14 protein-coding genes are annotated in these 12005 nt (G+C 69.5%); 3 read left to right on the top strand and 11 right to left on the bottom strand.

Annotated features, from left to right (window positions below; genetic code table 11):
* Positions 1–92: 92 nt before the first annotated feature.
* The 5 genes from K2224_RS32785 to K2224_RS32765 form a co-directional block, all read right to left on the bottom strand.
* Entirely contained in the window at positions 93–326 is a 234-nt protein-coding gene (locus tag K2224_RS32785) for a hypothetical protein (protein ID WP_221910801.1), read from the bottom strand.
* Entirely contained in the window at positions 323–757 is a 435-nt protein-coding gene (locus K2224_RS32780) for a hypothetical protein (protein WP_221910800.1), read from the bottom strand. The genes K2224_RS32785 and K2224_RS32780 overlap by 4 nt, the downstream gene beginning before the upstream one ends.
* Positions 758–866: 109 nt before the next feature.
* Complete coding sequence (locus K2224_RS32775) at positions 867–1079, bottom strand: hypothetical protein (RefSeq protein ID WP_221910799.1); 213 nt, start codon at positions 1077–1079, stop codon at positions 867–869.
* Positions 1080–1126: 47 nt separating this feature from the next.
* On the bottom strand, positions 1127–2614 hold the full coding sequence (locus K2224_RS32770; protein ID WP_221910798.1) for a sensor histidine kinase KdpD: 1488 nt from the start codon (positions 2612–2614) through the stop codon (positions 1127–1129).
* Complete coding sequence (locus K2224_RS32765; protein ID WP_221910797.1) at positions 2611–3336, bottom strand: response regulator transcription factor; 726 nt, start codon at positions 3334–3336, stop codon at positions 2611–2613. Before K2224_RS32765 ends, K2224_RS32770 begins: the two co-directional genes overlap by 4 nt.
* 225 nt (positions 3337–3561) lie before the next feature.
* On the opposite strand from K2224_RS32765, the gene panD reads away from it, so the two are divergent.
* Positions 3562–3981 (top strand): aspartate 1-decarboxylase, encoded by a 420-nt coding sequence (panD, locus tag K2224_RS32760; RefSeq protein WP_221910796.1) that lies wholly within the window; start codon positions 3562–3564, stop codon positions 3979–3981.
* A gap of 59 nt (positions 3982–4040) precedes the next feature.
* Here the strand turns inward: panD and K2224_RS32755 are convergent, their stop codons facing one another.
* Genes K2224_RS32755 through K2224_RS32740 form a run of 4 tightly spaced genes read right to left on the bottom strand, consistent with a single transcriptional unit; the run spans position 4041 to position 7091 of the window.
* Positions 4041–4598, bottom strand: coding sequence for a 2'-5' RNA ligase family protein (locus K2224_RS32755; RefSeq protein ID WP_221910795.1), 558 nt, complete (start codon positions 4596–4598; stop codon positions 4041–4043).
* Between the two features lie 14 nt (positions 4599–4612).
* Positions 4613–5596, bottom strand: coding sequence for a Rieske 2Fe-2S domain-containing protein (locus K2224_RS32750; protein ID WP_221910794.1), 984 nt, complete (start codon positions 5594–5596; stop codon positions 4613–4615).
* Positions 5593–6429, bottom strand: a complete 837-nt coding sequence (locus tag K2224_RS32745; protein WP_221910793.1) for an ABC transporter permease — start codon at positions 6427–6429, stop codon at positions 5593–5595. The genes K2224_RS32750 and K2224_RS32745 overlap by 4 nt, the downstream gene beginning before the upstream one ends.
* Positions 6429–7091, bottom strand: a complete 663-nt coding sequence (locus K2224_RS32740) for an ATP-binding cassette domain-containing protein (RefSeq protein WP_399020724.1) — start codon at positions 7089–7091, stop codon at positions 6429–6431. The genes K2224_RS32745 and K2224_RS32740 overlap by 1 nt, the downstream gene beginning before the upstream one ends.
* A 182-nt stretch (positions 7092–7273) precedes the next feature.
* Between K2224_RS32740 and K2224_RS32735 the strand changes: the two genes are divergently transcribed.
* Positions 7274–8017 carry a cyclopropane-fatty-acyl-phospholipid synthase family protein gene (locus tag K2224_RS32735; RefSeq protein ID WP_221910792.1) on the top strand — a complete coding sequence of 248 codons (744 nt, stop codon included), beginning with the start codon at positions 7274–7276 and terminating at the stop codon, positions 8015–8017.
* Between the two features lie 815 nt (positions 8018–8832).
* On the opposite strand, the gene rodA is transcribed toward K2224_RS32735, so the two are convergent.
* Positions 8833–9999, bottom strand: coding sequence for a rod shape-determining protein RodA (gene rodA / locus K2224_RS32730; RefSeq protein WP_221910791.1), 1167 nt, complete (start codon positions 9997–9999; stop codon positions 8833–8835).
* Positions 10000–10635: 636 nt separating this feature from the next.
* Here rodA and K2224_RS32725 point away from each other — a divergent pair.
* Positions 10636–11319: a hypothetical protein gene (locus K2224_RS32725; protein WP_221910790.1), complete on the top strand. Its 684-nt coding sequence runs from the start codon at positions 10636–10638 to the stop codon at positions 11317–11319.
* A gap of 116 nt (positions 11320–11435) precedes the next feature.
* On the opposite strand, the gene K2224_RS32720 is transcribed toward K2224_RS32725, so the two are convergent.
* Positions 11436–11777: a hypothetical protein gene (locus K2224_RS32720; protein ID WP_221910789.1), complete on the bottom strand. Its 342-nt coding sequence runs from the start codon at positions 11775–11777 to the stop codon at positions 11436–11438.
* Positions 11778–12005 lie beyond the last annotated feature (228 nt).

Genomic DNA, 12005 nt, shown 5'->3' with positions numbered 1-12005 from the left:
CAGTCCGCGCCCGCCAGGTGTCGGGGTGCCGGCCGTCGCCCGTGCCGGACCGCGGAGGGTCTCCCCGGCCCGGCACGGGCGACCTTCCCGCCTCAGTTCCCGACGTTGTCGGCGTTGCCGTTGGCGTCCGCCGAGGCTACGGCCTGCTGGGCCCCGTCGGCCTTCTTCCGCATCTGCGGCAGCTGGTCCTGCGGGGTTGCCGTACTGCTGGCGGCCGGGGCCGCACTGCCCGACGGCGACGAGGGTGAACAGGCCGCCGTGCCGAGCAGGGGCAGCGCGAGGGCCGCGGTCAGCAGGACGGCGGACGGCCCGCGGCGGCGCCTCATGAGGCCGCGGCCGAGGTGCCGTCGTTGTGGGTGCTGCACCAGGTGGCGACCGCCTTGAGGTCGGTCTGCTTCTGCTTCAGCAGCGGCAGCAGCGTCTTGCGGGTGGTGAGGCGGTCGCCGAGGAACGTGGCGATGGCCTGGTGGTCGGCCTTCTTGGCGTTGGCGATGCGCTGCTCCAGGTACTTGATCGAGCCGCGGGTGCCGACGTCGCCCGTCATGCGCGTGATCCGCTTCTCGATCCGCTTCTCCAGCTTCGGCACCCGGCGGCACAGCGCCTTGGCCCCGTCCCCCTTCGGGCCCTTGGCGTGGGCGGTGGCCGTCGAAGCCGGTGCCGCGCTGTCCGCCGCGTACGACGGGGCGCCGGCCGCGACCGTTCCCGCCAGGGCCAGACCGGCCAGGACCGCGCTCAGCGTCCGCTTGCGTCCGTGCATGTCTCTCTCCGTTCGCCGTGCTGTACGAAGGCCCGCTGCGCCGGAAGCGCGGAGCGGGCCGGGTGTGGGCGAAGGTAGGGGCCGATCTTGTGGTTTCTTTGTGGCCCGGTCAGCTGCCCCGTGACGGGTCGGTGGCGGGCCCCTCGTCGCGCACGCCGCTGCCGTCCTCGACGATCAGGGCGCCGCACAGGACGAGGGCCAGGGAGAGTACCGCCGCGGCGAGCAGGGCGAGCACCACCTCGGTCGTACGGGCGACCGGCAACCGGCCGCGGCTCTCCTCGCGAACGTGCGTGGTTGCGGTCTTCGTGGCCGGCACGGGCATGTGTCCTCCTTGTGGCGTGAACGTCGCCGTTCCGCACAAGGAGCACCTTAGGAACGGTTCTTGTGGATTTCCTGTCGAAGGTCGTGGGTGTCCGACAGCCAGTCCCAGTGCGGTTCCGCCGGTCCATCGGGGCCGGGGCGGGTGAGCGGGAAGGCGACCTCCAGACGCGCTCCCCGACCGCCGGGAGCCGTCCGCACCTCCAGCCGCGCACGGTGCAGACCGGCCTGCTGGGCGACCAGGGTGAGCCCCAGGCCGGACCCGGGGCTGTCGGCCCGTCGCCGGAACCGCTCGAAGATCGTCTGCCGCTCCTCCGGCGGCACACCGGGCCCCTGATCGTCCACGGTGAGCACGGCCACCGGGGCACCGTCCTCGTCGGCGCCCCGTAGCGCCACCGCGATTCGGGCCCGCCCATCGGCGGACCGGCCGTGTGCCAGGGCGTTGGCCAGGAGGTTGTCCACCAGCGACCGCAGTCCCGGCTGCCAGCCGTGCACCACCAGTCCCGTGGTGCACTCCAGCCCCACCTCTGCGTCGGGGTGCGCACGACGGAAATCGGCCACGGCGACGTCCATGAGATCGGCGAGATCGACGGACGCGAACGCATCCGCCTCGACCAGATCCCCCTGGGCCAGCGCCCGCAACATCACCAGCAGCGCCAACAGCCGGGCGTGGCCGCGCCGCAGATCCTCCACGGTCTCCGCCCGGTCCTGGGCGTCCAGCTCCTGGAAGGCGTCGAGGATGTCCAGGCTGGTCTGCATGCTCGTCAGCGGTGTGCGCAGTTCGTGCGAGGCCGCGGCCGAGAACGAACGGGCCGTCGCCAGCGCCTCCGCGGTCCGGGCGGCCTGCTCGTCGTAGCGGGTCAGCACCGTCTGCACGGTGTGCGCAAGGTCGTCGACCTCGGTGATCCGGGTCGGACGGTGTTCCAGCCGGACGTCGCTGGTGCGCGGATCGAGGCCGCTGGTGCGCTGCTGGAGCCGCCGCAACGGCCGGGCGGCACCGGCGGCCAGCGCCCACGCCAGGCCCGCGGACGCCGGGGCGGCGAGCAGCGCGACGGTGATCACCCGGCCGCGCACGAGCCCGATCTGGGCCTGGTTGACGGAGTCGGGCGAGAACAGCCACACCGTTCCCCGCACGCCAGGCGCCTTGCCCGTGACCCGCTCGGCCAGCACCCGCCAGGTCTCGCCCCGCGCATGGACGCTGACCGGCTTGCCGGGCACCGTCGGCAGCCGTACGGACGGATCCGGCTGCGGGCCCTCCTGCACGGTGCGGTCCGGTCCCTCCAGCCGGATGCCGACGTCCAACGCCGCGCTGAACAGCTTCCGTTGACGGGCGTGCTCGGCCCGCGGCCGGTCCTGGGAGGCGGCGCGCAGCAGCCCCCGGGCGGCCGCCGCCACGCCGTGGGCGCGCTCGGCGAGCCGCTGGTCGGCCTGCGCGTGCAGGTCCCTGCCCACCAGGTCCACCAGCAGCCACCCCGAGGCCAGCACCAGAAGCGGAACGACGGCACCCACCACGAGCGCTATACGGGTCGACAGCCTCATGGCGCGCCCGTGCCCGCCGCCGCATCCGTCCCCTCATCACGGAGGACGAACCCCACACCGCGCACCGTATGGATGATTCTGGGACGCCCGTCCCTCTCCAGCTTGCGCCGCAGATAGCTCACGAAGGTGTCCACGGCGTCACTGCGCACGTCGAAGTCGTAGCCCCACACCCGCTCCAGCAACTGGTCGCGGCTGAGCACCAGCCCCGCGTTGCGGGCCAGCACCTCCAGCAGCTCGAACTCCCGCCGGGTCAGCTCGCGCTGCCGACCGTCGAGGCTGACGGTCCGCGCCGTCGTGTCCAGCACCAGTCCGCCGACCCGGACCGTGCCGGTGGCGGCGGGCGGCCGCCGGCGCAGCAGCGCGTGCAGCCGCAGCACCAGCTCGTCGAGGGCGAACGGCTTGACGAGGTAGTCGTCCCCGCCCGCCTGCAAGCCGGCCACCCGGTCCGCGACCTCGTCCAACGCGGACAACATCAACACCGGTATGTCGTTGCCGTCCGCCCGCAGCCGACGGCACACGGTGATGCCGTCGAGGTCGGGCATCGAGATGTCCAGCACCATGGCGTCGGGTGCCTGGTCCGCCGCCTTCGCCAGCGCGGCACGGCCGCCCTCCGCCAGATCGACGCTGAACCCGTTCAACCGCAACCCTCGCCCCAGCGAACGCCGAATGGCGGCATCATCGTCCACCACCAGAACCCGCCCGGCCCCGCCCCCGCTGCCCATCCCGCCTCCACTGGCCGCCCACAACAACGCCCGCCATCATGCGCCACGACTCCGGCCGACCCGCACCGGGGCTTCGGAACACCCCGACACCCCGGCCCCCAACCACAGAGAGTGACTGGCCGGGGGCAGGCCCCTGTCCCGCTCGCCGACCTCGCCGCTAGCATGGTTGGTCCGGCGCGCACCTCACCCGCGGGCGCGACCTTCTTCTGGCAGGAGTGTGACGCTGTGCTGCGCACCATGTTCAAGTCCAAGATCCACCGGGCCACCGTGACCGAGGCCGACCTGCACTACGTGGGGTCGGTCACGATCGACGCCGCCCTGATGGAGGCCGCCGACCTGCTGCCCGGCGAGCTCGTCCACATCGTCGACATCGACAACGGCGCCCGCCTGGAGACCTACGTCATCGAGGGCGAACGCAACTCGGGCGTCATCGGCATCAACGGCGCCGCCGCGCATCTGGTCCACCCCGGCGACCTGGTCATCCTCATCAGCTACGCGCAGGTGGACGACGCCGAGGCCCGCGCCCTCCGACCGCGGGTCGTACACGTCGACGCGAACAACCGCATCGCGGCCCTCGGCACCGACGCCTCCGAACCGGTCCCCGGCAGCAACACCTCACGAAGCCCCAGGGCCGCAACAGTCTGAACGGCTCGCCGCCGGAGCCGCACCTCCGCGGCCCCGGCGGCGAAGGTGCGGCTCACGGATCACCTCTCACCCGTCTCCCCCATCTCACGCGTCTCACCGAGTGCGAACGATGCACGCCCTTGCCACCTCGCACCGTCATGCACCATGAGGTCAACCGAGGAAACCCACGACGTAAAGGGAAGCTTGCCGAGCAGCTCGGCCTCGATCTCGTCCAGCTCATCCGGGACACCATCGTCCTGACTGTCTGCAACGGTCAGATGGGGCACGACCTCAGTGAACTTCCCACCGTAGGGCTGCGCTTCGGGCCACCGACCAGCGACAGCCTCGGTGAGCCGCCGCAACTGCCCGTCCGGCTCGGGAACGAGATACAACACCCCCGGAAACCGTCCACAGCGCGCAAACCGCAGGCCAAACGCGCCGTGCCGGCCAAGCACATCAGCAAGCACCGAGCAGACACGCGCATCTATTCGCCGCTCGTCGAGGAACGGGAAAAGCACCGTGACATGTGCGGGCACTCCTGCTCGCGCTGACGGATCAAACCGCTCACGCCAGGCACGGACCGCCGACTCCGCCTCCGGAATTCTTACGACAAGGCCCGTCTGGCCCGTCTGAAACATTCGTGGGCTCGCAATCAGGTGGTGGGATAGAACTGGCGGGTCCAGCGGCGCCAGGCGGTGATCGGACCGTCGCCCTCGGCGAGTCGGGGTCGTTCGAGGTAGGACTTGTGGTGCCAGATGCGGATGTCCTGACGAATGTCGCGCAGGTACTGGGGCTGACCGGCACGGGTCAGCACGGTGGCGAGGAGCCTGTCCCACAGGGGTGCGTTCGTCGGGGCCCTACCGCTGTCCGCCCTACGTCTGTCCAGGGCGGTGCTGATGCGGGTGCGCATCTGGAGTTGGCCGGGACTGGTGACCGTGACGGCGTTCAGGACACGGCCACGGATGCGTAACCGGGGGATGTGGGTGTCGATGGCCGTGAAGCCCAGTCCCCAGTAGCAGTAGCTGATCTCGGCGCCGATGCCATGGCGGCCGAAGGTCTTCGTGCCGCTGACGGTCAGTTCGGCACGGTGCAGGTCCGTGGTGAGCGCGTGGACGGGGCGGGCCCCGGTGATGCGGTGGACTTGGGCGAAGTGGCCGAGGTCGACGCTGTTCTCCCCGGGATCGTCGGGATGGCCTCGGAAGCAGTGGGAGGTCTCCACGGTGTCCGGATATGCGTTGTCGGACAGGCAGGGTAGTTCCCATTGCGGCGGCAGCCCGGCATGGTGCTGCCAGACAAAGACGAATCCGTTGGCCTCCTGGCTGTGACGGAGCCGTAAGGCCGTCCTGGGCGGACGGGTTCCGTAGCCGGTCGCGACGCATGTCCCGTCCGCATCGAAGGCGAAGCCGTGGAAGGGGCAGACGAGCCGCTCGCCCTCGACCCGGCCGCCATGACCCAGATGCGCGCCCAGGTGCGGACAGTGGGGGTCGGTGACCCGGACGAGGCCGCTGCGGGTGCGGTAGACGACGACCTCGCTCCCCGCGATCCGTGAGCGACGCACCCGGCCCGGTCGTAGGTCACTGCTGAACGCCACAGCGAACCAGCCGTCGGGGAACGGCGCTTGGGGCGTCATGCTCATCGAAGGGGTGCTCCTTCCTCGTGGGGTGACTGGCGACCGGCGCGTGCCGGATTGCCGCCGCGGAGTGCCGGGGTTGCGACATAGCCGTGACGGGTGCGGATGTGGAAGACGGTGAAGGCGGCTGCCGTCGCGACGGCCCACCAGGTGAGGCCGGCCAGCAGCCCGCTCGCCGGGAAGCCGGTGGTGAAGGCCGAGACGAGAGCGGCCTGCGTGGGGCCGTGCATGGGAAGCAGGCGCAGACTGGGCCCGCCGGCGAGCTGGCTGGCCGCGGGGTTGTGCAGCCCCATGTCGATCATGCTCGCCATGACCACGACGAAGACGCCGGCCAGCTCACTGCGCAACAGCGCGCCGAGCAGGATCCCGATCCCCCCGTAGGCCAGCGCGGCCGTGCCCACCGCGCAGGCAAGCGACCAGGGCCGGCGCACCGGGAAGAAGGCGCTCAGCAAGGCAGTGGTGTAAAGGGCAAGGAGGCAGGCAACGGCGCACAGCGCGAGTGTCTTGCCCAGCAGCAGGCGAAGGCGGGGATAGCCGGCCAGAACGAGCCGGTGGTCCAACTCCCCGGCCCTGGTGGTCGCCATGAACATCATCAGGCCGGTCAGGAGGATAACGGCGTTGAGCGCGCAGGACACGCGCATCACACGGTCCGCGGCAGCAACCGCCGGACCCGCCGCGTCGCCGAGCGCGAGCGGCAGTCCGGTGGACGGCGCGGCCGTGCCGGTCACGAACACGAACAGGGGGAGGAAGAAGACGGCCAGTCCCAGAGCCAGCCGGTTGCGGACGTGACCGAGCAGCGCGAAGCCTGCCGCGGTCCACAGCGGACGCCTCCTGCGCATCAACCGCCCACCACCCCACGGCCGTTCGCAACCGTGGCCGCCGCTTCCGCTACGCCCGAGGAGTCGTACAGCAGACCCTCGCGCAGATAGTGGACCTCGTCGAAGCGGCCGATGTCCAAGGCCAGATGAGAGACCATGACAATGGCTCTGCCACGTTCCCGCAGTCGGACCGTCAGCTCCCAGAATCTCTGGTAGGTCTCCCAGTCGAAGCCCTGATACGGCTCGTCCAGGAGCAACAGATCGGGGTCGTGCATGAGGGCGAGGACGAGGTTGAGCTTCTGCCGCGTGCCGCCGCTGAGCACCCCGGCCCGCTCCCCGCGGAAGCCGGCGAGCGCCAGGATCTCCAGCAGTTCCTCGGACCACCTCAGATCCGGCAGCTGGTAGGCGACCTGAAAGTAGCGAAGGTGCTGTTCGACAGTCAACGCGTCGTCGAGCACCAGGCGTTGAGGGCAGTACCCGACCGCCCCGGTCCTGCGGACCTCGCCCCCGTCCGGTGCCAACTGCCCGCACGCGATCCGCAACAGCGTGCTCTTGCCCCCACCGTTCTCACCCACCACCCCCACCAGCATCCCGGACGGCACCGTCAACGATGCCCCGCGCAGGACCAGCCGGCGCCCATGGGCCTTCCGTACTCCTCGTAAGATCAGCCGCGCGCTGTCCACCCGATGTCCGCTCCCTTCCCGTGCCGACCATGGACATCCCACAGCATTTCCCCGGTCACCGTGCTCACACCACGCCGCCGGTTTCCCGCCCTGAAGAACCGAGGCATCACGAACGGGCCCGGACCCCGGCACGTCGGAGAAAACGAGGTGCGCGCGCCCCCCATCGGTGACAAGGTGCGCCGGTGAATCGTGAACAGGTATCCGGTATCGCTCACACCGAGCACCCGATCAAGTCTCCGCTCGACGACGACTCGGTCCATCGACTGTTGGAACGCGGGCTCCCGAGGGGAGACGAGCGCGTCCTCGACCTCGGTTGCGGCAGCGGGGAATGGCTCCTGCGCGCTCTGGCCACACGACCGCAGCTCCATGCCGAGGGCGTGGACATCTCCCGGGACGCCCTGGACCAGGCCGCCGCTGCCGCGACTGGTCTCGGCGTCCAGGAGCGCCTCGTCCTGCACCATCGGAAGGCCGAAGAGTTCGTGTCCGCAGAGCCGTTCGACGTCGTCCTCAGCTTCGGAGCCACGCATGCCTTCGGTGGCCTGCTCCCCACCCTTGCCGCGGCTCGCAGACACCTGGCGCCCGGCGGCCGGGTGCTCATCGGTGAGGGATTCTGGGATCGCCCACCGTCGCAGGAGGCCATCGAGATGCTCGGGGACTTCACCGACCTGGCGACGACTGTGGACCGAGTCGTCGCCGACGGTTGGACTCCCGTGGACGGGCACGTCAGCACCCGCCAGGAGTTGGACGACTACGAGTGGGCCTGTTGGGGTTCGCTGGCCGCCTGGGCCCTGGACCACCCCGCCGACCCGGACAGCTCCTACGCGCTCGACACAGCCACGATTCGCCGCTCCGAATGGCTGCGCACCTACCGCGACACCTGGGGCTTCGTCTCCCTGGTCCTACGCCGGACACCCGGCCGAGCCTGAGAGCCGGTGCTCTCGCCCGGGCGGACTTGGGCAAGAGCACCGCGCCACCGGCACTCGCAGGCCGCCAGGCCGCTATCGCACGATCCCCATGAGGCGCAGTGGATGATCCGCCGGCATCTCGTACTCGCCCTCGGACCGCCTGATGACGTTGCCGCAACAGAGCCACCAGAAGCCGGCAGGCACGTTCCCTGACGGCTGGTTGAGCTGCATCGGCTGCTCACAGGTGGGGCATACGGGAGTCATCGCCACCTCCTCGGGTATCTGTCATTCACGATGGCAGGCGCGTCCTCGGATCGGGCACCGAAACGCGACGACTCCCCTTCGACCCCACCCGTGTCGCCTCGCGCAGCTTCCGCTGGCCGCACACCGCACAGCGCCCCTCGGCCACACCGACGAGCTGCGCCTGCGCGCCGTACCGGAACCGGTCAACCACCGCGCCGACGCAGCCATCGGTGCCGCACGGCGCGGAACCCACCACCTCGGCGAGCGGGGCATGCGCGACGGCAACACTCCGCTGACACTCCATGCACGGCAGCGCATGAAGACCACCCGGTGGGGTCACACAATACGGGACAGCATTTGGACTGCTGCACAGTGGGCAGATCCAGGCCATACCGAACTCCCCTTCCCCTCTAAGGCGCCCGCCGGAGTACAACGAGGGGGCCATTGCGAGGTCACAGAAGTTCAGGCGGTCGGTTTTCACGGGTGCCGGGCGGTTTCCGAGGATCGGCTCCGGGAGGTCAGCGCATCCATTCAATTCACCCCCGGAATCAAGGACTTCGCCGCCGACCCGACGGCAGTGCTCCGACAACCACTCAGGCGCCCACCGGGCGTTGGAGACGAATGGACTGCAGTATGCCGATCGCAATCCACCCGGCGAACATGGATGACCCGCCATAGCTGACGAAGGGCAGCGGCAGACCGGTGACCGGCATGATGCCGAGGTTCATGCCGATGTTCTCGAACGCCTGGAACGCCAACCAGGCAACGATTCCCGCCGAGACCACCGTCCCGTACAGGTCCGGGCACTCTCGCGCAATGCGCAGCGCCCGCCACAATACGATCCCGAGGAGGGCGATCAGCGCACCGGCGCCGACAAAGCCCAGCTCCTCCCCCGCGACGCTGAAGACGAAGTCCGTCTGCTGCTCGGGCACGAACTGCCCGCTGGTCTGCGCCCCATGGAAAAGGCCCTGCCCCAGCAGCCCTCCCGATCCGATCGCGATACGGGCCTGGCTGGTGTTGTAGCCCACCCCCGACGGGTCCAGGGCGGGATCGGCGAACGCGGCGAACCGGTTGACCTGGTACTGGTCCAGCAGATGCAGCTGCCACACCGCCAGCGCACCGACCACGCCGACGGCCAGGAGCCCGGCGATCCACCGCCTGGACGCGCCCGACACCAGCAGCACCCCGAGCACGATCACACCGATGCCCATGAACTGCCCGAGGTCCGGAGTGAGCAGCACGAGGGCCGCGGGCACACCCGCGACCGCCAGCGCCTGCATGACGCTGCGATGGTCGGGACGCTGGCGGTCGCCGACGTCCACCTTGGTAGCCAACAGCACGGCCATGGCCAGCACGATGGTGACCTTGACGAACTCCGCGGGCTGGATCGACATCCCGGCGATGATGATCCAGCGCCGCGACCCGTTGATCGTGGCGCCGGCCGGGGTCAGCACCAGAAGCACCAGCACGAGGGTGACGCCGTAGAGCGCGGGCACCAGGTCCCGCAGTCGGCGCGCGCCGATCCACACCGTGCCCGCCGCCAGGGCGATGCCGATGACGGTGTTGACGACATGCTGGATCAGGAAGGAGTACTGGTCACCGCCCGTCAGCTGCGTACGCCCGCGCGTGGCGGAGTACACCAGCACCGCGCCGAGCGCGGACAGGGCCAACGCGGCACCCAACAGCGGCCAGTCCAACCGCCGCAGGATCGAGCCAGGCGCCACAAGGGCCCGCCATCCCGTCGGCCGGACCCGCCACATCCCCAACGACTCGCTCCGGACCTTCACTGCCAACCACCTGACCAGGGCGAGGAGACGGACGCACCACACCTCGGGACGGGGCCTGATACGGACACCGGCTCGGCAGAGGCCAGGACGGCAACCGGCCCGGCCTTCCCACCGCCCGAATCCACCACCGGCGCGAGACGCTCCCGCACGATTTCCCTCCCAGGTACCCCACTCGCGGTCACTTTGTCCGCGTACTGCGCGGCCAGCCGGGGATCCGGACTGGGCGGGACGCTACCACCCGCCAGTTGCGCAATCGTTGAACTATGACAGTGTCGCCCGGGCGGCGTACACCCGGTGCATGTTTCGGTCAACAGCCGCCCAACCGAGCCCCAAGAACCTTTGATGGCCGTCTTTTCCCACAGTGAAGCCGTAGAGACCGACCGGTTTGCCGCAGTGCGCATTGTCCCCGTGGCGCCGACGACAGCCGTCTCAGCGCGCTGAAGACCCCACCAACCCGGACTCGACGGTCAAGTTTGAGTCAAGGCACCGCCGCCTCGCCCACGGGATGCGGATTGAGATTGACGGCAGTACGTGCAGGCCGCGAACCCAACGCCCGCAGCATCAGGAACAGGGGGGAACAGGCCGGCCGACGACTGCGAGACTGCCGTCATGACGACGCATCTCATCTCCGTGATCGGAAGTAGCCCAGGTGTCGGAAAGTCCACCCTGTGCCGTGCGGTGGCCGAGTGGCTCACCGGCCTCGGCGCATCGGTCGACCACTTCGAGGAGGCCGACATCCTCACCCGGTCCGCCTTCAAGCCCGTTGCTGAAGAGTTCGTGGGAGGGGCTGTCGCGGTCCGGCCGGCGACCTTGGTCGAGTGCACTCGCGCCTACGTCGCGGAGTCCCTCACCGAGGGCAAGGACTACTTGGTGACCGACGCCCTTCTCCCCTTCATTCCGTCCCTTGTGGCATGGGGGCACGACGAGGCGACCCTCGTCGACGTAGTGGAACAGCTTTCCCGGGCCGTGGAGCCGGCCCAGGTCACCGTGGTCTACGTCCACGACGACCCGGAGAAGGCACTGCGCCGCGCCATCGAGCGAGAGGGTGCTGCCTGGGAAGACTGGTACGTGCGGAAGCTTGCCGACTCCCCTGGCACTCGGGCCGTTCACGACCTCTCGTCGGCGGCCGCCCACCTCCGCTTCGAAGCCGATCTGACCAGGCGCCTCCTCGCACAGACTCCGTGGCACGTGCTGAACGTGGATGTGGGGAGGCGCAACGCCCAGGAGGCATACGCCCACACCCGGCACCGGCTGTTGGACGTTCTGGAGTTGTCGGGCCCACCCTCCGCGTAGCAGTCACCACGCCATACACAGGCGCGGACACGAGCGCGGGCACGTCCAGCTACGCGCGACAGGAGTGAGCCCCGGTGCCCAGGCAGCGGCTCGGCACCGGGGCTGTCCGTTGGCGCTTACTTCTGGAAGGCGCCGTTGTTGCAGCCCATGCTGGAGCCCAGCTTGGTCTGCTGCGCACCCGAGGAGCCCTCGCCGTTGAGCGCGTTACCCAGCGCGCCGTCGAGGGCGCCGACCGCTCCGAGGACGTCGATGTTCAGGTCGTGCGACCGGCACTGAGTGCCCTGGGAGACGTTGAAGAGTCCGTCCTTCCCGCCTCCCTTTCCGCCTTCTTGCCCCTCGCTGGAGAAGGAGTTCGTCCCGCCCTGGTTCCCGCCATAGGCGTTTGCGGTGCCGGCGCCGAGGAGGCCAACGCTGCCCAGTACGGCGATCACAACGGCGGCCTTACGAAGCTTGCGCATTTCATCTCCGGTAGGTCGAACGGAAGCGATCAGAAGTTGATCGACTTCGTACGGCTATGAAAACTAATGCGGAAGATGTCGCAACTCCTCGGTGACACGCTGGTTTTCACGACTGCCGCGACCTGGATACGTCTCGCTTATCGGATAACTCGCACTCTCGGCGGCCTCAGGGTATCGGCGCAGTAAATGGATAAGGTCAGCAGATTTCCCTCCGACAAGAGTGTTCTC

This window comes from Streptomyces sp. BHT-5-2, assembly GCF_019774615.1.
Taxonomy (GTDB): domain Bacteria; phylum Actinomycetota; class Actinomycetes; order Streptomycetales; family Streptomycetaceae; genus Streptomyces.
Note: the sequence above shows the minus strand (reverse complement) of the source record. Positions and strands in the feature narration are given on the sequence as shown.